The 24202-nt window shown below is 49.7% G+C and carries 23 protein-coding genes and 2 tRNA genes; 16 read left to right on the top strand and 9 right to left on the bottom strand.

Going from position 1 to position 24202, the window contains the following annotated elements:
- The first annotated feature begins 63 nt into the window (after positions 1-63).
- A complete protein-coding gene (locus E6C74_RS18520) occupies positions 64-933 on the top strand; it encodes a LysR family transcriptional regulator (protein ID WP_136487535.1) in 870 nt (289 codons plus the stop codon).
- An 81-nt stretch (positions 934-1014) separates the two neighbouring features.
- On the opposite strand, the gene E6C74_RS18515 is transcribed toward E6C74_RS18520, so the two are convergent.
- Positions 1015-1248, bottom strand: a complete 234-nt coding sequence (locus E6C74_RS18515; RefSeq protein WP_136487534.1) for a glutaredoxin family protein — start codon at positions 1246-1248, stop codon at positions 1015-1017.
- 221 nt (positions 1249-1469) lie between these two features.
- On the opposite strand from E6C74_RS18515, the gene E6C74_RS18510 reads away from it, so the two are divergent.
- From E6C74_RS18510 to E6C74_RS18500, 3 genes are read left to right on the top strand one after another with little or no spacing between them, the layout of a single operon-like run.
- Positions 1470-1973, top strand: a complete 504-nt coding sequence (locus E6C74_RS18510; protein ID WP_136487533.1) for a M48 family metallopeptidase — start codon at positions 1470-1472, stop codon at positions 1971-1973.
- A 2-nt stretch (positions 1974-1975) separates the two neighbouring features.
- Positions 1976-3187, top strand: a complete 1212-nt coding sequence (gene rlmF / locus E6C74_RS18505; RefSeq protein WP_136487532.1) for a 23S rRNA (adenine(1618)-N(6))-methyltransferase RlmF — start codon at positions 1976-1978, stop codon at positions 3185-3187.
- Between the two features lie 53 nt (positions 3188-3240).
- Positions 3241-3471 carry a hypothetical protein gene (locus E6C74_RS18500; RefSeq protein WP_136487531.1) on the top strand — a complete coding sequence of 77 codons (231 nt, stop codon included), beginning with the start codon at positions 3241-3243 and terminating at the stop codon, positions 3469-3471.
- 66 nt (positions 3472-3537) lie between these two features.
- Here the strand turns inward: E6C74_RS18500 and pilW are convergent, their stop codons facing one another.
- The gene (gene pilW / locus E6C74_RS18495) at positions 3538-4215 is read right to left on the bottom strand and encodes a type IV pilus biogenesis/stability protein PilW (protein ID WP_136487530.1); all 678 of its coding nucleotides are present in this window, start codon (positions 4213-4215) and stop codon (positions 3538-3540) included.
- Between the two features lie 312 nt (positions 4216-4527).
- A complete protein-coding gene (gene metA / locus E6C74_RS18490; protein ID WP_136487529.1) occupies positions 4528-5469 on the bottom strand; it encodes a homoserine O-succinyltransferase in 942 nt (313 codons plus the stop codon).
- A 140-nt stretch (positions 5470-5609) separates the two neighbouring features.
- Here metA and E6C74_RS18485 point away from each other — a divergent pair, with 140 nt between their 5' ends.
- A complete protein-coding gene (locus tag E6C74_RS18485) occupies positions 5610-5984 on the top strand; it encodes an ATP-binding protein (protein ID WP_136487528.1) in 375 nt (124 codons plus the stop codon).
- 86 nt (positions 5985-6070) lie between these two features.
- Here E6C74_RS18485 and E6C74_RS18480 read toward each other — a convergent pair whose 3' ends face one another.
- The 5 genes from E6C74_RS18480 to E6C74_RS18460 all read right to left on the bottom strand — a co-directional run bounded on the left by E6C74_RS18480 (position 6071) and on the right by E6C74_RS18460 (position 11294).
- A complete protein-coding gene (locus E6C74_RS18480) occupies positions 6071-7228 on the bottom strand; it encodes an ABC transporter permease (RefSeq protein ID WP_136487527.1) in 1158 nt (385 codons plus the stop codon).
- A complete protein-coding gene (locus tag E6C74_RS18475; RefSeq protein ID WP_136487526.1) occupies positions 7215-8462 on the bottom strand; it encodes an ABC transporter permease in 1248 nt (415 codons plus the stop codon). Before E6C74_RS18475 ends, E6C74_RS18480 begins: the two co-directional genes overlap by 14 nt.
- Positions 8463-8464: 2 nt before the next feature.
- Entirely contained in the window at positions 8465-9439 is a 975-nt protein-coding gene (locus tag E6C74_RS18470) for a biotin/lipoyl-binding protein (protein ID WP_136487525.1), read from the bottom strand.
- Positions 9436-10872 carry a TolC family protein gene (locus tag E6C74_RS18465; RefSeq protein WP_136487524.1) on the bottom strand — a complete coding sequence of 479 codons (1437 nt, stop codon included), beginning with the start codon at positions 10870-10872 and terminating at the stop codon, positions 9436-9438. Before E6C74_RS18465 ends, E6C74_RS18470 begins: the two co-directional genes overlap by 4 nt.
- A gap of 203 nt (positions 10873-11075) precedes the next feature.
- A complete protein-coding gene (locus E6C74_RS18460) occupies positions 11076-11294 on the bottom strand; it encodes a hypothetical protein (protein WP_136487523.1) in 219 nt (72 codons plus the stop codon).
- Positions 11295-11644: 350 nt separating this feature from the next.
- Here E6C74_RS18460 and E6C74_RS18455 point away from each other — a divergent pair, with 350 nt between their 5' ends.
- The 5 genes from E6C74_RS18455 to E6C74_RS18435 all read left to right on the top strand — a co-directional run bounded on the left by E6C74_RS18455 (position 11645) and on the right by E6C74_RS18435 (position 16917).
- Positions 11645-13270, top strand: a complete 1626-nt coding sequence (locus tag E6C74_RS18455; RefSeq protein ID WP_136487522.1) for a sensor histidine kinase — start codon at positions 11645-11647, stop codon at positions 13268-13270.
- Complete coding sequence (locus E6C74_RS18450; protein ID WP_136487521.1) at positions 13267-13950, top strand: response regulator; 684 nt, start codon at positions 13267-13269, stop codon at positions 13948-13950. Before E6C74_RS18455 ends, E6C74_RS18450 begins: the two co-directional genes overlap by 4 nt.
- A gap of 187 nt (positions 13951-14137) precedes the next feature.
- Positions 14138-14833, top strand: a complete 696-nt coding sequence (locus E6C74_RS18445) for a transporter substrate-binding domain-containing protein (protein WP_136487520.1) — start codon at positions 14138-14140, stop codon at positions 14831-14833.
- A 23-nt stretch (positions 14834-14856) separates the two neighbouring features.
- A complete protein-coding gene (locus E6C74_RS18440) occupies positions 14857-15831 on the top strand; it encodes a chemotaxis protein (protein ID WP_168797059.1) in 975 nt (324 codons plus the stop codon).
- 399 nt (positions 15832-16230) lie between these two features.
- On the top strand, positions 16231-16917 hold the full coding sequence (locus E6C74_RS18435; RefSeq protein WP_136487518.1) for a DUF2726 domain-containing protein: 687 nt from the start codon (positions 16231-16233) through the stop codon (positions 16915-16917).
- On the opposite strand, the gene E6C74_RS18430 is transcribed toward E6C74_RS18435, so the two are convergent.
- The gene (locus E6C74_RS18430; protein ID WP_168797058.1) at positions 16909-17964 is read right to left on the bottom strand and encodes a GGDEF domain-containing protein; all 1056 of its coding nucleotides are present in this window, start codon (positions 17962-17964) and stop codon (positions 16909-16911) included. The two genes, E6C74_RS18435 and E6C74_RS18430, sit on opposite strands and share 9 nt — an antisense overlap.
- 277 nt (positions 17965-18241) lie before the next feature.
- Between E6C74_RS18430 and E6C74_RS18425 the strand changes: the two genes are divergently transcribed.
- From E6C74_RS18425 to E6C74_RS18400, 6 genes are all read left to right on the top strand, one after another.
- A tRNA-Val gene (locus E6C74_RS18425) sits at positions 18242-18318 on the top strand.
- A gap of 37 nt (positions 18319-18355) precedes the next feature.
- Positions 18356-18432 (top strand) — tRNA-Val (locus E6C74_RS18420).
- A gap of 544 nt (positions 18433-18976) precedes the next feature.
- Positions 18977-19960 (top strand): tripartite tricarboxylate transporter substrate binding protein, encoded by a 984-nt coding sequence (locus E6C74_RS18415; RefSeq protein WP_136487517.1) that lies wholly within the window; start codon positions 18977-18979, stop codon positions 19958-19960.
- Positions 19961-20060: 100 nt separating this feature from the next.
- Complete coding sequence (locus E6C74_RS18410; protein ID WP_136487516.1) at positions 20061-20555, top strand: tripartite tricarboxylate transporter TctB family protein; 495 nt, start codon at positions 20061-20063, stop codon at positions 20553-20555.
- Positions 20556-20566: 11 nt separating this feature from the next.
- The gene (locus E6C74_RS18405; protein ID WP_136487515.1) at positions 20567-22069 is read left to right on the top strand and encodes a tripartite tricarboxylate transporter permease; all 1503 of its coding nucleotides are present in this window, start codon (positions 20567-20569) and stop codon (positions 22067-22069) included.
- 299 nt (positions 22070-22368) lie between these two features.
- Positions 22369-24006: a sensor histidine kinase gene (locus E6C74_RS18400; RefSeq protein WP_240798220.1), complete on the top strand. Its 1638-nt coding sequence runs from the start codon at positions 22369-22371 to the stop codon at positions 24004-24006.
- Positions 24007-24202: the final 196 nt, after the last annotated feature.

Below are 24202 nucleotides of genomic sequence, written 5' to 3'. Positions count from 1 at the left end.
CGAATTAATAAAATATATTAAAAATATGGTTGTAATATATTTTATATATGGAGAACGTCAGTGATGGAAACCCGGCACCTGCGTCATTTTGTCACCGTGGCGCGCAATGAAAGTTTTACTCATGCTGCTCAGGCGCTGCATATCGCTCAGCCGGCCCTGAGTATCTCAATCAAGAAGTTCGAGCAGCAACTTGGTGTGGTCCTGTTTAAGCGCGATGAGCGTAAAGTGACGCTGACCCATGAAGGTCAGGTACTGCTGGAGCATGCGACGCGGATTTTACAGCAAATCGAAGATGCACAACTGGCTATCGACGAGCTGAAAGGGTTAGTCAAAGGTGAAGTGCGCCTTGGTGCACCGAGTATGATGGGCTCTTACTTTTTTCCGCAAATTGTGATGGCGTTTAAAAGCCACTTTCCGCATCTTAAGATGACGGTAGTCGACGCAGGCACGCAATCAATTCGTAAGATGTTGTTATCCGGCGAGCTGGATATCGGGGTGATTCTCAATCAGGATTTGCCGCCGGATCTGGAAGTGGATCCACTGCTTGCTTCCCAGATGGTTGCGGTGGTCGGTAAAGAGCACGAACTGGCGCAGCATCAGCAAATTGAATTTGAAGAGTTCTTCCGGCACGAGCTGGTGATGTTCAAACCGGGTTATTTTCACCGTGAATTCATCGACAAGGTATGCAAAGAGCACAAGCTAAACGCCAATTTCTCGTTTGAAACCAATTTGCTGCCGATGATCCTCAGCATTGTGAAGCATGAATATGCGGTAACGGCGCTACTGGAGCTGGTTACGGATAACGAACCGGAGGTGAAAGCGATTCCGTTCCATCCGCCGGTGTGGCTCGATCTGGCGCTGGCATGGCGCAAAGATGGCTACTTATCCAATGCCGACCGGACCTTTATAGAGTTTGTGAAGCAGTACGTGTGATCCCGTGCATGAGTGATCCAGAGGTTCGTCCCACTATGAGTGCCGGTCAATCTTTCCGGCACGGTGGCTTTCTGCGGGCGTTTAGTTTTTGCTGTTGTAAATGCGCTCAAAGTTGCTGGGATTCCAGCCGATCATGACGCGATCGCCGATTTTCAGCGCTGGCAGGCTGCGTGCACCCATAGCGTCGAGCTCTTTACGGCCGCGTTCCATTTTCGCGTTGCATAAACGGTATTTGATGCCTTTGGCGTCCAGGTGGCGCTGGGCATCTTTGCAATGCGGACATTTATCTTTAACGTAAAGTACAACTCGTTTCATGGTTCGGGCCTGTAAATGGAACAAGGGCGCTGAGTTTAACCATCCAGCGGATCAGATGCAAACCCGCATCGGTTTTGTCAGCATTCAATCTTCTGCCCCGGCTTGACGGATTTTTTGAATCCGTGGCGAGTAAATCGCGGATGATTCAGCGCCAGGTTTCGGGTACACTTTGCGCCCCCGACTTTTCGCGAACATGTTTGACCTGAAAAAGCGTTGTCAATATGAATCCCGTACTGAAATATATCCAGGGTTATCCTGATCACATTATCGAATCGGTAGAACGCCTGGTCGACGCCGATAAACTGGTCAGCTGGTTCGAGCAGCGTTATCCGCAGCGCCATGACGTCCAGAGTGAGAAGGCACTGTATGCCTACACGCTGGAGATAAAAAACCAGTACATGAAGAAGACCGCGCCACTGAGCAAAGTAGTGTATGACGGTAAGATTCACCTCATCAATAACGCGCTGGGCCTGCACACCTATGTTTCCCGGGTGCATGGCAACAAAATCAAAGCCAAAAATGAAATTCGAATTGCCAGTGCATTTAAAAATGCGCCGGAGCCGCTGCTGCGTATGTTAGTGGTGCATGAACTGGCTCACCTGCGCGAAAAGGAACACAATAAAGCGTTTTATCAGCTTTGTTGCCATATGGAACCGAATTACCATCAACTCGAATTGGATGCGCGCTTATACATGATGGTTCTTGAACTGAGAGCAGGAAAATAATCATGCCTAAACCACCACTTAAATCATCCGGCAACCACCCAGCTCGTGTCACTGACAAACCGCGTCGTTATAAAAACCGTCAGGATAAAGCAGAACAGCCGAAAGCAGAGCATCAACGTAAGTCGGACGCGAAACCTGGCCGTAAGCCGTCTGGCAAAACAAATCCGCAAACGGCGAGTCAGCGAACGCCGGGTCAGAAGCCCGGCAAATCGCCCTCGGCGAAGCCGCAATCAGCGAAACAGACAGGAAAAGCCGGTCTGCATGTCCGTAACCGTCACAAAGGGAATTATGATTTTGATGCTTTGTGTCAGGCTTTACCGGATCTCAAGCGTCACCTGATCAAAAATCCCAAAGGGGATTGGACGATTGCCTTTTCTGATCCACTGGCGGTGAAACTGCTTAATAAAGCCTTGCTGGCTCATCATTATGGTGTGATGAACTGGGATATTCCGGAAGGCTATTTATGTCCGCCTATTCCGGGACGTGCAGATTATATCCACCGCGTGGCGGACTTGCTCAGCCAGGATTTTCCGGCGCTGAATCATAAAGCCATACGAGCGTTAGATATTGGCATTGGTGCCAACTGCATTTATCCGATCATCGGCGTGACCGAGTATGGCTGGAGTTATGTCGGCAGCGACGTCGATCCGGTATCGGTCAAACAGGCCAACCTGATTGCCAGCAATAATCCGTTATTGAAAGGAAAAATTGCAGCGCGACTGCAAAAAAACAGTAAGGCGATGTTCAGCGGCATTATCGGGGCTGATGAGCGTTTTGATGTGACGACTTGTAACCCGCCGTTTCATGCTTCGCTGGCCGAAGCACAGCAAGGCACTGAACGTAAAATTCGTAACTTGCGTGATAACCAGCGTAAACGTGGAGCGCCGGTCGTGCAAATGACAGCGCCGCAACATAGCGCGAATACGCTTAACTTTGGGGGTCAGAAGGCTGAGTTGTGGTGCCCCGGAGGCGAAGCCGAGTTTATTAAGAATATGGCGCAGGAAAGTCAGCACTTTGCCAGGCAGGTTCTGTGGTTCACGACCTTGATCTCGAAAAGCGATAACGTACGCTGGATGAAAAAACAGCTTCAGAAAGTCGGCGCGGCGTCGATACAGATAGTAGAGATGCAGCAAGGCCAGAAAATCAGTCGTTTTGTGGCCTGGACTTTTCACAATGCGGAGCAACGCAAGCTGTGGTTAAGCTTAAAGCGCTAAACTTATGTAGAAGTTAACCTACTCAACGGAATAAACAGTCAAGGAGGTGTAGAATGGAATTCGAATTCTATTCACCGTGTCAGCCGGATTGGTTGTGTGTGCCTTCACTTTCCATTTTGTCCGTGTTGTTTCTGATCGGATTGGGGCTGTTTATTCGCATCCTGTATCGTGAATACAAAAAGATTAACCGTTCCACCAAGGTGCGTCGCCTGCGCCGGACCCATTATCGGGATCGCAAAGGTGGCAAGGATGGCCGTCCGACCAATATCAACCAAAAACGCTAGTGACTAAATGACAGAGGTAGTTGTTGATTTACATGATAAGTCATTCACTTCAACAGAAGCCGGCGCTCAGCGCTGGTTTTTTTGTGTCTCCGCCCAAGCCGCATTCACTTCCAGCCAAAGTTGTTGCACTGCCTTTGGGTTACCGAAACGCTGGCTAAACCCGCGCAGCGTGTTACGAGCATCTTCTGTGTTACCCGCAGCTAATTGCATGCGGGTCAGTGCCAGCCAAGCGGAGGCTTGAGACGGGTCATAATCCAGGCTGCGGTCAAGATAATGTATCGCTTGTTTTTGGTTGCCGGACTTGTTTGCACACAGCGCCGCATTTTCTAAAGTGGCGGCGGGCTGATTGTAACCCGGCCTTTGCAGCGCCTGATTAAACAGTGTATCAGCAGAAAGGTAGTCGCCGTGCTTACATAAAAATGTGCCAAAGTTGTTCAACACATCCCCATTTTCAGGATGGTCTAGCCGGGCTTGCAGATAGACGTGACGCGCTTTTTCAGTTTCACCGACCTGGTCCAGATAGTGCGCCAGCGCTAATTGAGAACGGGCGTAGTCCGGCGCATGACGCGCAGCGCGGTAAAGATTTTCACGTGCTTTATTCATATTACCTTGGCTGAGATAGCCTAATCCCAGATCAATTCTTGAATCGGCCATCGCCTGAGGATGATTGTCAGGGATATCGGTAACAGTGACACAGCCTGCCGTCGTTATTATCCCCACTAGCATCAGTTGTTTGAATTGCATTCTATCCACCTCTGTATACCCCAACCGCGCGTTGCAGTACAAAGCTAACGATGCTTTGCGCGCTTGCAGCGATACTTTTGCTTGCAGCTAACCCCTTAGCGTCTGCTAGCTTTGTTTCGATTAACAAATAGTAAGCAGCATGGTGGTGGCGCGGCAGCGGTCTGAGAGGATAATGCGAGCCACCCGGCATATTTATTGTGGCTTGTGAGAGAGATGCCTAATGGCTGAGGGGATGAAAAAAGGCCGCGTGATGGGCGGCCTTCCAATGTCATCAAAACATGTTAGTGAACTGTGGCGAATCTCGATGGAGAATTAATCGTCTTTGGTGAACTTATCTTCGCTGAAATGCTCCAGATCGTACGGCGTTTGCTGATAAACGCAGTAGTTCAGCCAGTTAGCGAACAACAAGTGTCCGTGACTACGCCAGCTGGCACGTGGGGTGTTATCAACATCATCATTCGGATAATAGTTCACCGGCATGACCGGTTCCAGGCCCGCACCCAGATCACGAATGTACTCGTTATGCAGGGTCAGTGCGTCGTACTCCGGATGACCAGTCACAAACACGTTACGTTTATCTTTAGTCGATGCAAGGTAAACGCCTGCGACATCAGATGTCGCAAGAATATCCAGGTCGGTATGAGTTTCCAGATAACCAGGCGCAAAATCGGCATAACGTGAATGCGGTGCCAGGAAGGTATCATCGAAACCACGCAGCAGCGGATGGTACGGCTGCAGGTTTTCATGCACATAAACCCCGGACAGTTTCTCTTCACGTGTCTGTTTGGGCAGGTTATACAACAATTTCAGGCCGGCTTGTGCTGCCCAACACACATAAAGTGTTGAGGTCACATGCTCTTTGGCCCATTTCATAATCTGCTGCAGGTGATCCCAGTAGACGACATCTTCAAATTGCACTAAACCTAAAGGCGCACCAGTAATGATCAGACCATCGAAGTTACGGTGTCTGACCAGTTCAAACTGGCGATAAAATTCGTTTAAGTGCTCTTCTGGTGTGTTCTTGCTTGGGCGATCATCGATACGCAGCAGTTCAATATCCACCTGAAGCGGTGAATTTGATAACAGACGCAGGAACTGAGTTTCGGTTTCAATTTTTTTTGGCATCAGGTTAAGAATCAGAACCTTCAGCGGACGAATACCCTGGGTCGATGCGCGGGTTTCCGACATGACGAAGATATTCTCAGTACGTAAAACATCAGTTGCAGGCAGTTGATCGGGGATCTTAATCGGCACAGCTTTCTCCCTAAGCGTTACATTTGGACGTCTATACATCTAGACTTATAACCTAACTGATAGGCGTTGTCGATAGCAAAATGCGTGCGCCACAAAATTAAGTTAGTATGCCGGCTACGATTTGCATAATTTGAACACATATGATTCCGACACTGACCTTAATTCGTGGTTTACCCGGCTCGGGAAAATCGACGTTAGCCCAGTCTTTACCGGCGGTGCATCTTGAAGCGGATATGTTTTTTATCAATGCGCAGGGCGAATATCACTACCGTCCGGAGCAGATAGCACAGGCACACGCCTGGTGTCAGCAAGAGACAGAAAATTGCCTCAAGCAGGGCAAAAGCGTAGTGGTCGCCAACACGTTTGTGCGGCACTGGGAGATGACTGCGTATAAGAAAATCGCCCGTCAGTACCGGGCAAAACTGGTGATTAAGGTATGTCGTGGCGAGTATCCCAACATCCATGGCGTAGAGCAGGCGACCATCGAACGTATGCGTAAAAAATGGCAGGACTAACATCAGCGAGCACGGCTTAATGCGCGCTTTGCCCCACCGTCCCTCATCTCACATCCGCGGTGTTAGAAGGCGGGCTAGCCTGACAGCTATCCTGCTTGACTGACTTTCACAGTTAAAGCGCCGTGATTGCGCTGCAGCTGCCACCAAGCGAGGCTGCCCCATGCCACGGCTTGTGCCCACAGCAGGGTCCATTGCGGCGCGATTTGGCGCCATTCTGCCCCCATCTGATTGAGTGCCAGAAAGCCCTGGATGCCGGGTGTACTCGGGAACAGGTTCGACAGCCAGATGATAGGTGTAGGTATAGCTTCCAGAGGCCAGATAAATCCGGCGGAAAACACCAGCGGCATTGAGCTTATCAGCACGATCAATGTGACCAGTTCGCGGCGTGGTGTCACCGCTCCGAGCCAGATCCCGATAAAACAGGCTGTGAGCAAAAACGGCAGCAGCAGAGTCAGTAATTGTATCGGCTGACCTATCGTACTCACGCCTTGCAAGCTGAAGCTGGCCCCGAAATAGTACATGCTGAGCAGGTAGTAGAACGCCACTATGATGAAGGTACGCATGAAGAGCAGGGGCAGTACCGGAATCTGCTGCCAGTCGCCTGACTCAGCTCGCTGCGTGCCGGTTAACAGCCCGGCAGACATCGCCAGAGTTTGCTGCAGAATGAGGATAAACACCGCAGGAACGACGTAATCGACGTAACCGACACGCGGATTAAAAGTCGGCTTTAAATTCGATTGCACTGCGGCATAGTGATGGGCCGCACTCTCAAGAGGTTCCCCTTGGCTCAGCAGGCGGGTCACCCGGGCACGGGCCGACAGCGTGCCGCCCGCTTGCGCCAGACCTTCAACGATAGTGCCGTAGACCAGAAAGTAGGAAGCGTCTCCGGCAAATGCCAGGGTCGGGCTGGTACCAAGTAGCAGATCTTTATAGAAGTGCTCTGGTATCACCAGTATTCCGCTCACTTTCCGATCCAGAAAAGCCTGCTTTGCTTGTTCCAGCGAATGATCCCGTTGCACCACTTTGACCTGCGGGGTGGCATCGACCATGCGTTCGAGCTGATAGCTAATCTGACTCTTATCCAGATTCACGATGCTGATCGCCTGCTCACGCGGCGTTTGATGGCTGTAGGGGAGTGGATAGAGGAATGAGTAAAACAGCACGCCACCAAACATGGTCAGCATAACGACCGGATTGCTCAATAAGGCCTTTAATTCGGCTTTAAATAAATCAGTCAGTCGCATGGTCACTCCTTACCGGTGTCGTGCGCAGATGCTTGCGCATCAGGACGACCGTTAACAGCAATGGGAATAAATACCCGAACATCGGCAACAGATGTGTTAGCGACTGGAACCCGCCCAGACCGTAGCTGACCTGACTGACCTGCACTTCGATATAGTGACTGACCGGCAGCAGACTGCGCCAGGCCTGGGCAATCGTCCCCATATCGCTGGTTGGAAAGGTAATGCCCATAAAGGCAAAACTGGGGGCGGTAAATGCACCCGCGAAGCTCATAGCACGTGCGGGATCCAGGCTAAGGAAGAAAAAAACGGCGCCCATGATCATACAGCCGATAGTGGTAATCATCTGGGCCAGGATTAAGACCAGCAGGTTACCATGCATCGGCCATTGCAATACGCTGTAGAACCAGAACAGATACGCTGCGCCCTGAATAATGAAAATTGGATAGTAACGCAGCAGTGTCTGGCTCAGATGCAATAAGGGCCGTTGGCCAAGCCAGCGATGTAATCCATAAATTCGAGTATTGGCGCTGAGAATCAGAATGGTGCTCACCACGATAACAATCTGCCAGATGGCCGGAATAATGGCAGACACCAGAAATTGGGCGTAATTGGTGTTCTTATTAAATAATGGCGTGATTTGAGTGCGTATCGGCACGACCTGGCCCATTGCGCTCTGGGTGGTCTGATTGCCGGCGGAGAGGCTTGTGACGATCCCTATTTCAGCGTTGAGCATTGCGACGGCCTGCATGATTGCTGAGCTGATGACCCGTCCGACCAGAATGTACTGGCTGTTGTAAAACGTGGTGACCTGCGGCAATTCACTGCGATAGACCGACTTATCAAACTGGCTGGGAATCACAATAAACGCGTAGATGTTGCTGGTGACCATGTCCTGCTTCGCTGCAGCGACATTCTGGTATTGGCGGGTGACCGCTAAGGTTGACGTCGCATCAAGATGGCGCTGCAACTGACGCGATAGCTGACTGTGTGACAAATCCACCACACCGATGGGCAGGTTATGAACGATACCGGCTGAGAATATCCACCAAATACTGGCCGCCAGCAGGATAGGCAACCAGGTCAGGCAGGCCAGCAACCATTTATCCTTGCGCAGCAGCGGCCACTGTGCAGGCAGGCGACCAGCGTCGCCTGCAGCCGGACTGGTACCGTCGGCAGCACGGCTCGCCACGTGATGAGCGCCGCTATGACTGCGGTCAACCGAAGCGTGCTTCATGGCTACAACTCAACCACCAGGCTCATGCCCATACGTAAATCCGTCTGTGGATTTGTCGGGCGCGCTTCGACTTCAAAAGTCCGTAGATCAAAGCCCTGCGCCGAATCTGTCGAACGCCAGGTGGCAAAATCACCCATGACTTCAATATGGGAAACGGTAAATTCAATCTGCTTATCGAGTGCGGGAAGATAGGCCTTGAACGTGCTGCCTTTTTTAAACTGACTGAGCAGATCTTCACGCACATTGAGTACTGCCCAGGAATCCTGTCTATCCACCACGGTGACCACGGGAAAGCCCTGTGGTGCTAATTCGCCACTTTGCATCAGGACTTGCGCGACTTCGCCGTCAAACCAGCTTTCAATCTTAGTATCGGCAGCGTAGGCCTCAACTTCCGCCACGGCACCTGCTGCGACGTTGACTTTTTCCTGAGCGGCTTGTTTGGTTTCGCTGCGCGCACCTTCACGTGCCATGTTATACATCTGCAACGCTGCGCTTTCGGTGTACTTGGCGGCTTGCCACTGGGTGTTGGCTTCATCGCGTTTCTGTTCAGCCACTACGCCGTCTTTATAAAGGTTATTGACCCGCTGGTAGGTTTTCTCGGCCAGTTCTGCAGCGGCTTTAGCTTTTAACCATTGATCTTGCGCCGCACGTACCTGTTGCTGACGCGCGCCGTTTTCAGCCTCTTTGGCCATGGCACCAGCGGCTTTCTGGTTGGCGACCGCCTGTTCGAGTTTGGCTTCGATTTCCGGGCTGTGCAGGCTGAAGATTAACTGGCCTTTTTTTACTTCATCGCCTTTACGCACGAACACCTGATCAATACGACCGGCCACTTTGGAAGAAATGCTGTATTGTTGGGATTCTATCTGACCTTGCAGGCGCACCGGTTCTGGTTGATAGGCCAGATAAAAGCTGTAACCGATCCAGCCTGCGGCGGCCAGAGCGATAATCGCGAGCAGAGGCGTTTTAACGGTTTTCATGAAATTGGGTTCTCCGTCATCGAAATGGCAGCAGATGGATTCGGCGCTGTACTGAGTGGCTGTGCACTTTGCTGGTATTGTGGGAAAGTGGCCATTTCACTGGAAATAGCCAGTAGTTTGGTCAGTGCGATCAGATAGTGAAAGCCGGCCACCGCCTGTTGGGTACGAATGCTGGCGAGGTATAACTCGGCATCGACTACATCCACTGAGGTCGACAGTCCTTGAGTGAAGGCTTTCTGGCGTAAGCGCAGGTTTTCCTGAGCCAGTTGCAGGCTCGAGTTAAGTCCTTCCACTTCTTCCTGAGCTTGCTCGGCTTCTTTATAGGTTTTTTCAACCAGCACACTGAGATCTTGCTTAGCCTGTTCACGACGGTATTTCACCTGGGTGACCAGACTGCTGGCGGCTTTCACTTGCTCACTACGCCCGGTATTTTCCACCAGTGGCACATTGACGCCGACGCCGACTAACCAGTCCGGGCGCAGGTCACTGGCGAGGGAGTCATCTTCGTATAAGTTGTAAGTGCCGTACAGATAGACTTCTGGGTAGTATTTGCCTTTTTCAGCTTTGATAAGGCTGCTGGCCTGTTTTTCTTTCGCGTTGAGCAAGTCCAGCCCCGGGTAAGTCGCCAGTGTCTGATCGATGAAGGCGCTCATTGGCGGTAAGCTGGGGTTGATAAACAAATCACCGCTCGGCTCAACCATTTGTGGTTGGTTGAGGATTTGGGTGAGGGCGCTTTGAGCAATATCGAGATCTTTTTGCGCTTTTTTACGCTCAACGGTTGCTTTATCAAGCGATGCTTCGGCCTGCAATCGCTCGACTCTGGCGATCTGGCCTTGCTGTTCGAGCTTAAGCGCGTTGTCCCGATGTTGAGTCAGCCCTTTTTCTACTTCAATACGGGTTTGCAGCACTTCCTGCGCTAAGACCACGCTGAAATAATACTTGGCCAGGTCTTCATATCGTGCCTGAACTTCCATCGCCAGTTGGCTTTGTGCTTCTTCCTTTTTGCCTTCGGCAGCATTTTGCGCAGCAGTAATGCGACCACCGGTAAAAATAGGCCAGACTGCCCGAATCGAAGAGCTGAAAATATCGCGTTCCGTGATGGTAGAGGTCAGAGAGCCGAGAGAGGTGAAAAGAGGGGCTAGAGCAGCCGGTGCGACAATGCCCCCTGCGCTGTCTGCGACCTGCTTAAGTGACAATGTCACATCTTGGTCGAGGCGGGTATAATTGGCTCCCACGGTCACTGAAGGTAAATTCAGACTGGAAGTGGCGTTATGCAGGTGCTCAAAATGATCTACGTTGGCGCGCTCGGCGGCTAACGAATGGTTTTGACGCTGCAAAATCTCCCACGCCTGGTCAAAGGAGATCGGCGCTGCAAACGCTGACGGGAGCGCCAACAGAGAAGTTAACAGCACACTGATTGATTTCACTTTCATGCTTTAGCTCAAACGTCGATATTAGAGTTTATACTCTATGTTATCGGTTTTCCGTTGAGTATAACAGCATTTTCCTGATCAACACATCAAGAGTCAAATGCGTAGACTTAGAGTCGATTTAGCGTTGGTTAGGCCAATTTTATGCTGCCTTTGGGCCCTATCGTTGCTGAGGAACCCAGTCCTGTTTCTGCTTGTAGACAGGCTCATCGTCCGGGACAGTGAAAGTCGGCGCGCCACACCAGCTCTTCTGTGCTTTGAATGGTATCGAGCAGATCTTGTCCTGTCATTTGCGGTATCGATAGCACGACTTGCAGATCATCCTGCTGCTCTGATCCGTAAGCACGAACATGAGTAAAAGTTGACTGCAGGTGCTCGGCCAGCATTTGTTGCGACAAACATATTCCAAACGCATCTCTTTCCATGGTGAGTATCCTTCTTACGATAGTAGCGCAAGCGACAAACCAGGATTGAGTTAATTATTATGTTGGCCCTGCCTGCAACGTTTCTGCCCTCACTGCCCAATCAGTATATGACCGAATGAACCTCTACAGGCTAAAAAAAACCAAATCGCATGTGATCTATGTCATGTTTTATTGTTGCAAAAAAATCCAGTTGTTGATGATTTTTTACTCAATTTGATGCTGGCGAGGATGTATGAAAATTTGTCACTAAAATGAGCAAGTTGCTAACACACGCTGTGTTCACAGTTATCGAACCCGCTTTCGCACCTTTGTTAAATTAGTGTTAGTTTTGGGCGGACAGGGAGATATTCATGACATGGAACGATATCAGCTTTCGCAAACGTATGCTGATTATAATGACATTGTCCGGCTTGATTGAGTTGTTGGTCTTGGTCGCCGCCGGCTTTGCCTACATCAAACATTCTCAGGAAGAAGAGATGGGGCTTAAGGCTCTGGGCGTGGCTTCGTTTCTGGCCCGCTCGTCGATAGTGATTGACGTTATTCAACGTGCGGATGACTCTGATGAGATCCAGCAACGTTTCCGCGATTTAACCCAATTGATCGGCGCCACTTTCATCGTGATTGGTGATGATAAAGGGATGCGGATTGTTCATCCGATTGACGCGAGAATCGGTAAGCCAATGGTAGGCGGTGATAATGAGCGCGCTTTGCTGGGCGGTGAAGAGTACATCTCGTTTGCACAGGGCTCTCTGGGGCAGTCGGTGCGCGGTAAGGCCGCGGTAGTTGACAGCAACGGCCAGGTGATCGGCGTTGTTTCGGTGGGGTATCTGCTCGCTCGTTTACAAGACAGGATCGAACCATTTCTGACGTACCTTATCGCGATCACCTTTTTGGTGTTAATTGCCAATGGTATTGTCTCAAGTTATGTGTCACGTCGTTTTCAAAAGGCGATTCTGGGCTTTGAGCCGGAGGAGATTGGCCGTCTGTATGTCGAGTTGGATGTCACCATGAGTACGATCAGAGAGGGTATTCTCAGTATTGATGATAAAGGCGTATTGCGTTCAATTAATAAAAGCGCCTGTGACATTTTAGGTATCGACCGCGATAAGGCCATTAATCGCTTGTTGACCGACTCATTACCCAATAGCGATCTGTACAAAGTGCTGGAAACCGGGGCCATAGACCATGATATCGAGTTGTATCTCAACAAACAGCGTTTGATTGCCAACCGAAGTCCGATTGTTGTTGAAGGCAGAGTGGTCGGGGCGGTATCCAGCTTTCGTTTGCGTGGTGAGATCAACGAGCTTACGGAGCAGCTATCCCAGACCAGAGAGTACGCAGAAATGCTGCGCTCTCAAACTCATGAACATCGCAATAAACTCAATACCATCAGTGGACTGGTGCAAATGGGAGAGCTGGAGGCGGTACAGCAGCTAATTGGTCAGGAAACCGCCCATTACCAGAGTTTGATCGAGTTTCTGCGTGAAACGATTAAAGACCCGTTGATCGCCGGTATGCTGCTGGGTAAGACAGAGCGAGCGCGTGAGATTGGCCTGGAGCTTAATGTCGATGATGGCTCGCATCTGGCCTGTTTACCGGGTTATATCAACGCGGAAGACATAGTGACTATTCTGGGCAACCTGATAGACAATGCCTTTGATGCGACACTGACTGCGATACGCCACTCGCAACGTTTTCCAAAGGAGAGGCGTGTTATCGATGTCTCGATCAGCGACTACGGCAATGAAATCATACTTGAGGTTGAAGACCAGGGTTGTGGTTTGCCTCAGGATTTCAGCCCGGAGCTGTTGCTGCAAAAAGGGGTATCGAGTAAAGCGAAGTATAACCGGGGGGTTGGATTGTATCTGGTCAAGCAGTTATCTGATCGCTATCAGGGTCAATTAGAGATGTATAGTAATGACAAAGAATATGGAACACGTATGACGGTTTATCTGCCCAAGGAAGAACTGCTATGACAACCCGGGTATTGATCATTGAAGATGATGTAGCGATCGCTCAGTTGCATCATAAATATCTTAACCAGACGGGTGGCTTTGATGTGGTCGGGATTGCAACCTCACAAGCGGAAGCCGAGATGCAGTTAGAAGTGCTGCAACCGGATTTAGTGTTACTGGATGTTTATCTGCCGGACGGCACGGGCTTGGATATTCTGCAGTGGGTACGCAACCGTAATGCCCGCTGTGACGTGATCCTAATTACCGCGGCGCGTGATGTGGAAACACTGCAGCAGGCGATGCGCGGCGGTGTGGTCGATTATCTGCTCAAACCCGTGATGTTTCCTCGTTTGGAAACGGCCCTGAAAAAGTATTTGGCACGTCAGGTTGAGTTGGGAAAATTGGCCGACTTGGATCAGGGACTGGTGGATAAGATGTTAACCTCTTCTGCTCAGCAGGATATGTCAGCCTCGCGGTTACCGAAAGGCATAGACAGTGTAACGCTGGATAAAATCCGCCAGTTGTTCGCCGATTCTGTCACTCTCACAGCCGATGAGGCCGGTGAGAAAATAGGGGCCAGCCGCACGACCGCACGACGCTATCTTGAGTATTTGATTGGTTCGGGAGAGCTGGAAGCGGATGTCCGTTATGGTTCTGTGGGCCGTCCTGAGCGCAGCTATAAGAAAGTCACTCGAATATGAGGTCAATCGGACAGCCAGTCATTGCAGAGTAGAATTTTTGCGACCTTGCTCTCGTCTAAGCCCATCTGACTCATCTAGCGTTAAAGTTCAGTAGAGTCGCAAGGGTATCAGAATGAGAATAACGAAACGGTTAGCAAAGTCGGCTGTTGTGTCGGTTTTGGTCTGGTCTGTGTCATCAGCTGCGGATATGAGTGAGCTGACTTTCTACACTGAAGAGTACCCGCCTTATAATTTTTCAAATAATGGCCAGATTACCGGCATTGCAGTGGATTTGTTGCAACAGGCCAGCCAGCAAGTTGGCCGTGAAGTTTCAAGTGAGCAAATTGTCATGCAGCCCTGGCCGAGAGCTTATCGCTCGGTGTTGCTCAAACCCGGTTCGGTTCTGTTTTCTACAACCCGGACTCAGCACCGCGAATCCCTGTTCAACTGGGTCGGACCGATAGGGGAAATCCGGGTTTCCGTGTTGGCTCGCAGTGACACCAAAATAAAAATTGACCAGCCCATTGACCTGGCGAAATATCGCATCGGCGTTATCCGGGATGATGTCGGTGAACAGCTCCTGCTCCAACTCGGCATCCCGCGAGAGTTGATGCAGGAAGCGGCCAATGTCGGCGTGCTGACCGAATTGCTGCTCAAAAACCGTATCGATCTTATCGCCTATAACGAACAGGCGACGCACTGGTGGGCTATCAGGTCGGGCTACCAGGCAGAAGATCTGGCGACAATTTTTGTTTTGCAGCAAGGCTTACTCTATTTCGCCTTCAATAAAGAAATAGATCAGCAGTTGGTGAATGACTTACAAAAAGGGATTGATATAATTAGGGATACTTCCGGTACAGATGGCGTGAACTTATATCAGGCCATTTTAGACAAATACCGATAACTTGCCTAACTGAAGTGACCAATATGAGTAACCCTAGCAGTAACATTCTTCTTGAAAGCGGTACCAACGAATTAGAAATAATTGAATTTCATCTCGAAAAACAACTGGCAAATGGCGAAACCAAAACCTGTTATTACGGCATTAACGTCGCCAAAGTCAGAGAGGTGATCCGTGTACCGGACACCACCGACTATCCCAATGCTCAGCCTCATATGATTGGTGTGTTCTCTTCACGCGACATTTTGACACCGTTAGTGGATCTGGCCGGTTGGCTCGGTGTACCGACCAGTTCGGTAAACAGCAACAAATATGTGATTGTGACTGATTTTAACCGCATGACCAATGGCTTCCTGATTGACAGCATCAGCCGCATTCATCGTATTTCCTGGAATGATGTCGAATCTCCGAGTCAATTTCTGGAGTCAGGTGAACAGGACTGTGTGGTTGCTGTGGTGCGTAAAGAAGGCAAGCTGATCATGATCCTCGATTTCGAGAAGATTATTGCTGACATCAATCCAGAATTGAGTATGGAGAAGTATGATGTGAAAGTTGACCGCTCGGTCAACCTGAATCAGACCATGGTCAGTAAGCGTAATGCGAAAACGGTGATGGTGGTCGATGATTCAGCATTCATCCGCAGTCTGATTCAAGATACGTTAAGTACTGCTGGCTATAACGTTATTGCCAGCAAAGATGGTGGTGAAGCGCATGAGAAATTGATGGACGTCGAGCGTATCGCAAAAGAAGAAAATCTGGCGGTCAGTGAGCTTATTGATGCGATTGTATCTGATGTGGAAATGCCGCGCATGGATGGAATGCATTTACTGAAGCGATTACGCGATACCGAAGCGTACTGTAACACCCCCATCGTGATGTTCTCGTCTCTGATGAGTGACGACAACCGTACCAAAGCTTTGTCGCTCGGAGCCAATGACACCATTACCAAACCACAAATTGGCAAGCTGGTATCCTTAATGGACGGTTTAATCTTCAGTTAAGTCTTCCGACCTGAGCTAAAGCGCGAGCCAGCAATGTGACATGAATCGTCACAGTAATGACGGGGCGCGGCTAAGCTTATTGCGTTTTGTTGAGTGATTGGGGCCCGCATTGGCGGGTCTTCTTGTTAGTTTGGCCGCTTCACCATAGTTGTGTGGCTTCGCGAGCGCTTTTCGGCTTTGAGATAGTTCTCTGGACTGGAGATAGCTCAAGGAACTTAGTGTCAGGTTTACACATTCTGCAAAATCGGAGAAATCTGCTGGCCTTTCGGGAAAACATCAGTTATCTATGAAAGAGTTAGCTTCCGAATCTAATAGTGATGGTGGTGAGTTCGGGGATGATATTTTATCGTTCAGGCTTTGGGAGCAGTGCTTGAATTTTATAGCGGTTAAAGGAACGTCATGACTAATATCTTCATCATTGTGGCACTGCTGGTGGTCTTTTTTGTGGTGATTCAAAAGTACGTGATTCGCCATGATGACAGCAAAAGTTACGCTTACCGTCGTAAAGGGCCAGTTTTGACTAGCGCAGAAAGCACGTTTTATCACGCATTAACCGCTGCAGTAGGAGAGCACGGAATTGTGTTGACCAAAGTCAGTATGACCCAGGTGGTTACCCCTTCAAAAGGTCTGAATAAGAAGCAGTGGTTTATTGCCAACCACCGGGTGGCCCGCAGCCAGTTTAATTTCCTGGTGTGTGATGCCAGAACATTGGAGCCGCGCGTGGTTGTGGAACTCGATGATGGCAAGGAGCTGACCAAGCTTAAGGTTGAACGAGAAAAGTTGCTGATGCAGGTATGTAAGACGGCAAATATCCCTTTAATCGGTGCCAATATCCGTTACAGCTATCAAGTGGGCAAACTGCGCCGGTTACTCGCCGCGCATATTGACTTGATCGAAACCGACAAAGAAGTTCGTTTTTGTAAACGTTGTGGCAGCCCGATGAACATCAAAGTGGCCAGTCAGGGCGAGTTCAAAGGTCGTCGATTTTTTACCTGCAGCCGTCAGCCACACTGTACTTATACAGAAAATTACAATGTGGTATTTGAACTGGATGATGATGGGGAAGACGCAGAATCACTAACCTGATTCAGCTTGCGGTTGGCACTCGGCACATTCGACCGTCTGGCAAATACGAACCTGATTGCGTCCGTTATGTTTTGCCCGGTAGAGCTCTTTATCCGCCAACTTGATCAAATCGGTCAGTTTATCTCCGGCCTGATACTCACAAATGCCCACACTTAAGGTTAAGTGAATTGTCTGCTCGCGATAGTAGAATAAATGGGTTCCAACTGCGCTGCGCAGGCGCTCACCCATCTTCTCCGCCTGTTCGAGATCCGTATCAAACAGAGTGACACAGAATTCTTCGCCGCCGATACGATACAAATTATCTTCGCCCACCACATTGGCCAGTATTTGGGCTGTTTCTATTAATACCTTGTCACCGGAATCATGTCCGTACTGATCGTTAATCTGTTTAAAGTAGTCCAAATCAATCAGCAGAAGGCTGAGTGAATCTACGCTGCTGCGATGCTTCTCAAAGTGGTTAAAGGCCGCTCGCAGTGACAGGCGATTATGGGCCCCGGTCAGAGCGTCGCGTGATGCGAGGTAAGTCAGAGAGTTCTCGATATTCTCGCGGTTGAATTCGTAGCGATGTGAAACAATCCAGACCCCGCAGTAACACAAGATTAAGTTGACCATGGTGGTCAATGCATTTAAAGCCGAAACCTGAATCACGTCATCGTAGACACTCATAACCTGAGCAAGCAGGACAATGCCCGACATAAGGCGGCCCTGGTTGAGGCCGAGCAGGGCATAGAGCACTATCGGGCAGAAGATCGTCCACAAATAGAGGCCATCTGCTAAAGGTTGCAGGTAGGTGCTGATGCAGATGATAAACATCATTAAGTAAACGTAACATTGGATGTGACGATGTTTGTGCTTACGCTGTGCAGCAAGGCGGGACACGTACAGCGAGTAAAGAGTGAAAAACAGGTAAATTGAAGCGAGCACAAACTCCTGTTTGTTGAAGTATAACCAGGAGAAAGCCAGTGCGACTGCGAACAAGAATAGACTCAAACCAGCCAGAACAGAGCTTCGTAGTGTGTGCGAGTGATCAAACAACCGTGAATCCATGTTCTTTTGTCTCAATTGTGCGTTTAGCGACCAATAAAAATTTATACTACCTCTAAGTAGGTAGCAATCAAGAGTTTTGTTGAATTAAAGTCACAAAAGGAGAGCTGCTTCAGCACAGCGCCCACTGTTTTAATATGATAAAACTCAATTAATGACACGCTGTTGGGGTAAAAAATCAACAAAGTGTCTACAGAAAAGCCAATCGATTCAAAAATAAAGAAATTTGACTTGCACGCATGAAAATCTGTCGTTAATATCCATCTCGTTCTCAGGGAAAGCGTCCGTAGCTCAGCTGGTTAGAGTATCGCCTTGACATGGCGGGGGTCGGTGGTTCGAGTCCACTCGGACGCACCATGAGAAAACACTCAGCAAGTGTATAAACATGCAGTGTGCGTCCGTAGCTCAGCTGGTTAGAGTATCGCCTTGACATGGCGGGGGTCGGTGGTTCGAGTCCACTCGGACGCACCAAAATTTCTTACAAAACCCGCTTTTTAGCGGGTTTTGTCGTTTCTGAAGTGTGAGTTTTTCTCTGTGGCAGTTGGTTATCGTTGCTGTTGCTTCATCTGCACTAATACATTTCATTTGCTCGAATGCACTTCAATTTCTGACCGCAGCGGCATTCACGTCTGCATCTTCCCGATATCGTTTACGCTTTCCATTACAAGCCTTAGCCGATTTGTACGCTCGAAGTATAGGCCCGCCGAATCTTTATTCCGCTGCCAGCACCTCGGCCATATCGCCCGCAAAATCTGGCGCAAATAATTAACACCATAAAAACCATAAGCGTCATTATTTGCCACGCGAATGTTGCCCTTTATCGCAACAAATTACCGAATTGTTAATTAGTATCGTCAGGCTTGCAGCAGTTCAGGTTCTCGCTGTGGACTTAGTCGCTGCTTGCCACACTGTCCAACCTATCTGCTCAATAAATGAAGCGCGCGGGTGAGGTACTGTTACCTGCGTGTTGCTCATGAATGGATTCCCAAATACAAAATAATTAAAGGATAGCGCTATGAGAAAGCTAACATTTGCTTTTGCACACCTGCTGATTGCTGCCACTACACTGGGTGCAATGTCTTCGGCATCTGCCAATGATTACCCGCCAAGAACCGTTAATATGGTCGCACCTGCCGGCGCAGGTGGCGGATGGGATTTAACCATTCGTACCGTGGCCAAAACACTGAAAGACGAGAACCTTGTCAGCTCAAATCTGCCGGTTATTAACCGTCCTGGCGGTGGTGGTGCCGTTAACCTGACGTTCATGCAAACTCAAAAAGGCAAAGGCGATTTGATCTCGGTCTATTCTCCGCCAATTCTGCTGACCAATCTGACGGGGATGACGCCATATAGTTACAAAGACACCACGCCTTTGGCGCGTTTGATTTCTGATTATGCCGCATTTGTTGTGCCGCAAGATTCGCCTTACACCTCGATTAATCAGGTGATGGACGCTCTCAAGAAGGATCCTAAGTCGATCAAAATTGGTGGCATCTCCACCGCGGGCTCTATGGACCACATTCAGTTCCTGCTGGTGGCTAAAGCCGCGGGCGTTAAAGACCTGAGAGATATCGATTACGTTTCTTTCCAGGATGGTGGCGTCGTTGCTCAGGTACTGGGTGGTCACATTGATCTGATTTCGACCGGGCTTGGTGATGTCGCGGGTCTGTTGGAAAGCGGTAAGCTGCGCGCACTGGCACAAACAGCTGACAAACGCATTGGCGAGGGAGCGATGGCTAAGATCCCGACCGTGAAAGAGCAGGGCATCGATGTCACGTTTGAAAACTGGCGTGGTTTGTTCGGGCCAAAAGATATGCCAAAAGAGGCGGTGGATTACTGGCGTGATGCACTGCAGAAAATGACTGAAACTGCCGAGTGGAAAGCCGCGATGAAACGTAATGGCTGGGAAGCTGCGTATCAGGATCAGGCTGAATTTGAGCAATTTCTCTCTGCGACCAATGAACAATACAAAACACTGATCCAAGAAGTGTTCCGATAAAAATTATTACAACAATAGCTGTTGGCTCCAGGTAAGGAGCCAACAGATTGATAAAGGGAATTGCCCTTTATGTTTCAGCTGGAATAAGGACTTCATTAACATGAACAAACAAACACAGCCTGCAAACTGGGACGGACTGACCGGCGTGGTCAGTATTTTGTTTGGTCTGGGCTATGGCGGCTATGCCTATTTGTTACCACGGCCCATGTTTGGTAACCCGTGGGAACCCATTTTTATGCCATTGGCGATTGCCGCGCTGACGATTGTGATTGGCATTCTGCTGATTATCAACGGGCGTGTTGCACCATCAGTGGCAGCAGTGCAAGAGTTTATTGCGCAGCACGCGCAACGTAAGACACACCGTTATCGGATTGTTTTGAGCTGTGTAGCGGCTTTTGTCTACGCGCTAATTTTTGAGCATGCCGGCTACATGCTAAGCACGGCGATATTTATGTTCGCGATGCTGCTTATTACCAGCGGTGTCGGGGCATGGAAACGTTCGTTATTGATCGCGGTACTGTTCTCGACCGGTATCTATTTTATTTTTAGTGAGTTGTTGGCAATTAATCTGCCGACCTCTCTGATGTTTAGCTAAGGAGCCAGGGTATGACAGATATTTTTGCTAGCCTTCTGAATGGATTCGGAATTGCTCTACAGCCATATTATTTAATGTTGATCACTCTGGGTGGGGTGATGGGCACCATTATTGGTATGTTACCTGGCCTTGGACCTGCAACCGGTGTGGCAGTACTGCTACCGATGACTTATGCCATGGGACCGACGGCATCACTGATCACCATGACGGGTATCTACATGGGCGCGATGTTTGGTGGTTCCCGTAGCTCGATTCTTATCAATACTCCGGGAGACGGCGCGGCACTGGCGGCGACGTTTGACGGTTATCCGATGGCGATGAAAGGCCGGGCGGAATCGGCGCTGGCGATCTCGGCGATTGCGTCTTTGATTGGTGGCACGATAGCCGCGGTATTAATGACCTTCCTGGCTGAGCCAGTCGCAAATTTTGCGATTCGATTCGGACCTGCCGAGTACTTTATGCTGATGCTGGCGGCACTGTCGATGACCGTGTCCATGTCGAAAGGCAACATGCTAAAAGGTTTCCTCTCTATGGCCATTGGCCTGGCCATTGCGACCGTGGGCATTGACGCTCAGTCAGGATTAAGCCGTTTCACCTTTGGTGTGCTTGAACTGCAGACCGGGGTTGATTTTCTGGTGGTGATTATCGGTATCTACGCCTTGGGCGAAGTAATGAAAAGTATGGAAGCGCTGAGTGATGGCAGTAAAAAAGCGCAGACTAAGTTTAAACGTATCTGGATCAGCAAAGATGACTGGCGTCGCTCGAAATGGCCGATTCTGCGTAGTGCACCGGTTGGTTTTATCATCGGCGCGTTGCCAGGCGCGGGCGGCACCATGGCTTCTTTGATGTGCTACAACAATGAAAAGCAGCTTTCTCCGCACAAGGAAGAGTTTGGCCATGGTGCGATAGAAGGGCTCGCAGCGCCGGAGTCGGCGAATAACTCAGCCTCTATCGGCGCGATGATCCCTATGTTGTCTTTGGGTATTCCCGGTTCAGGTACAACGGCTGTGATGATGGGTGCACTCCTGATGCTGGGTATCCAGCCTGGACCTTTACTGTTTACCCAACATCCGGATACCGCCTGGGGCCTGATTGCCAGCCTGTTTATTGCCAACATTATTCTGGCATTTGTCAACATTCCTCTCGCTGGGATCCTGGTACGTATGCTGGCGATTCCTGCCAACGTTCTTTACCCGATAGTGCTGGGTCTGGCTTTTGTTGGTTGCTATGCAATCAGTAGTGCGGTCGTCGATTTCTACATTCTGATTGTGCTGGGTGTGATGGGAATGGTGATGCATAAAGTGAATATCCCGACTGCGCCTATGATTCTGGCGGTGATTGTGGGCAGCCAGATGGAGCAGTCGTTCCGTCAGGCGTTTAGAATCTCCAACCAGGAAATGGGTATTTTCGTTCAGTCCGGTATTGCTCAGGTGCTGTTGGCGGTCACTGTGATCTCAGTGTTGTGGCCACTGCTGAGTAAACTACGTCGTCAATCCGAGTTGAAAACGGCATAACAACCCCTGAACATCATGCTGCTTGGGCTGATGTGATTGAGTGATTCTCCAAAAGCCAAAGTCATCATCTGATTTTGGCTTTTGTCGTTATTTCACTCGGTGTCAGTGTCTAACGAATCGGTATTGACCTCGCATAGCAGGAAGATGTTTCACATATCAAAGTTTGGTAGTAAATATGTTTCAACCAAATGCCATCCTGTTACCTCCGTGTTATTCTTGCGGGCCTTTGTTGTTGTATATCTGATGTTGTCTCACCTATGACGATCCCAAGCCAAGCCCCTGTTAAAAAGACCCACAGCTTGTTATCGAGCCGTCCTGTTTTAGGCTCTGTGCCGGTGCGCTGGCGTTTCAGAAATAAAATTTTTCTGTTGTTACTGACCTTATTGCTGATCCAGGCATTGGTGATGGCCTGGGGGTTCTATCAGACTTTATCCTCTTCGGTGGATCACCAGGTCAGAACCCGCGCCCTGATTCAGGCTAGGGAAATTGCCAGCGATCCCGAGTTGATTGCCAGCGTCGGGCGCCGGGATAAGCACACCATCAGGGTGATTGCAGAACGGTTGATGCGGGATTCAGATGCCAGTTTTATTGTCATTGGTGACCAAAATGGCATTCGTCTGTTTCATCCGGTGGATGACCGGATTGGGCGTGCGATGCAAGGGGGCGATAATGATGGCGCCTTACTGCGCGGCGAGTCTTACACCTCATTAAGAGAGGGGTTCCTTGGCTATGGTGTACGCGGAAAAGCACCGATCAAGAATGCCAGTGGGCAGATCATTGGTGTCGTTTCAGTGGGATATCTGCTGACTCGCTTTGATCACTGGCTGAAAGAGTATTTGCAGCCTCTCATAGTGGACATGCTGGTTTTACTGATTTTGGTGTTTGCATCGGTGTGGCTGTTTACCCGCCACATTCAGAAACAAATGAACAATATGGAGCCGGAGCAGATAGCTCTCTCCTGGGAAATCCAGCGCTCAATTCTCAATGCGGTTTATGAAGGTATCATAGCGGTGGACCGCCAAGGTCAAATGATGATCGTTAACCCCTCAGCGCAGCAATATTTACCGGAAGCAGCGGCGAACCGGTATCAGGCGAACATCGCTGATTATCTCGATGACTGCGCCTGGCTGGAGCAAACCGAGTTGAATCCGTTGCGTCGTCAGCCAAAAGATGAATTCTATCAGCTCAATGGATTTCAAATTGTCGCGAATCGCGAGCCGGTCATGCATGGCGATGAACTGGTCGGTTGGGTCATCAGTTTTCGCGAACAGAACGATATTCATGCGGTGAGTGCCAGCCTGACCCAGATTAAACAGTACAGTGATAATTTGCGCGTATTACGGCATGAGTTTTCTAACAAACTGACCACTCTGGCCGGATTATTAAAAATGGGTAAGGCGGATGAAGCGCTGCAGCTCATCAACAGTGAAAGCGATGACAAGCAGGCTACCCTGGATTTTATTAAGCAGGCTATTTTACTCAATCAGGTCGCGGCATTTTTGCTGGGCAAAGCCCTGAGAGCAAAAGAGCTGGGGATCACACTGAATTTGGATCCGACTTGCCAGCTTTTAGCGCTGAAAGGAAAACTGGATGAAAATCAGCTGTGTACTATTTTAGGCAATTTGATCGATAACGCGTTTGATTCCTGTCGTCTGAGCGGTGTCGCAGCCCCTGAAGTGGGGGTTCTGATCACGGATGCCGGCCAGGATCTGCTCATCGAAATATCAGATAATGGCACAGGATTAAGCGCGCAAGAGAAGACGGCTATTTTTGCCAGAGGTTCGACCCGTAAAGCCGATGCTGCCAATCATGGCATCGGTTTGTATCTGGTTGAACGGCATGTGGAACAGGCCGGTGGCTTTATCAACATTGATGATGCCATTCCGCAGGGATGTATCTTTTCGGTCTTTATCCCGAATAGCCCGCTTGAACCATAAACTCATAACTATCGCTAAAACCATAACCATAACCATAAATATAAACATAAAACGCCCGGTATTGGATGAGATGCCATTGCAGTCGGGTCAGCACAATTATCGGCTTTAATTCCGAACCAGACGCGGGCCTTCCCGGCTGCGGGTGTACCGCAGTCCGGGGATAAAAGGCTCACGTGTTACGCTGATGCCTTTGGGG

The sequence above is a fragment of the Vibrio sp. H11 genome, from assembly GCF_004804295.1.
GTDB lineage: Bacteria > Pseudomonadota > Gammaproteobacteria > Enterobacterales > Vibrionaceae > Vibrio > Vibrio ostreae.
The sequence above is the reverse complement of the archived record's forward strand: the minus strand, read 5'-3'. Positions and strand labels throughout refer to the sequence as shown.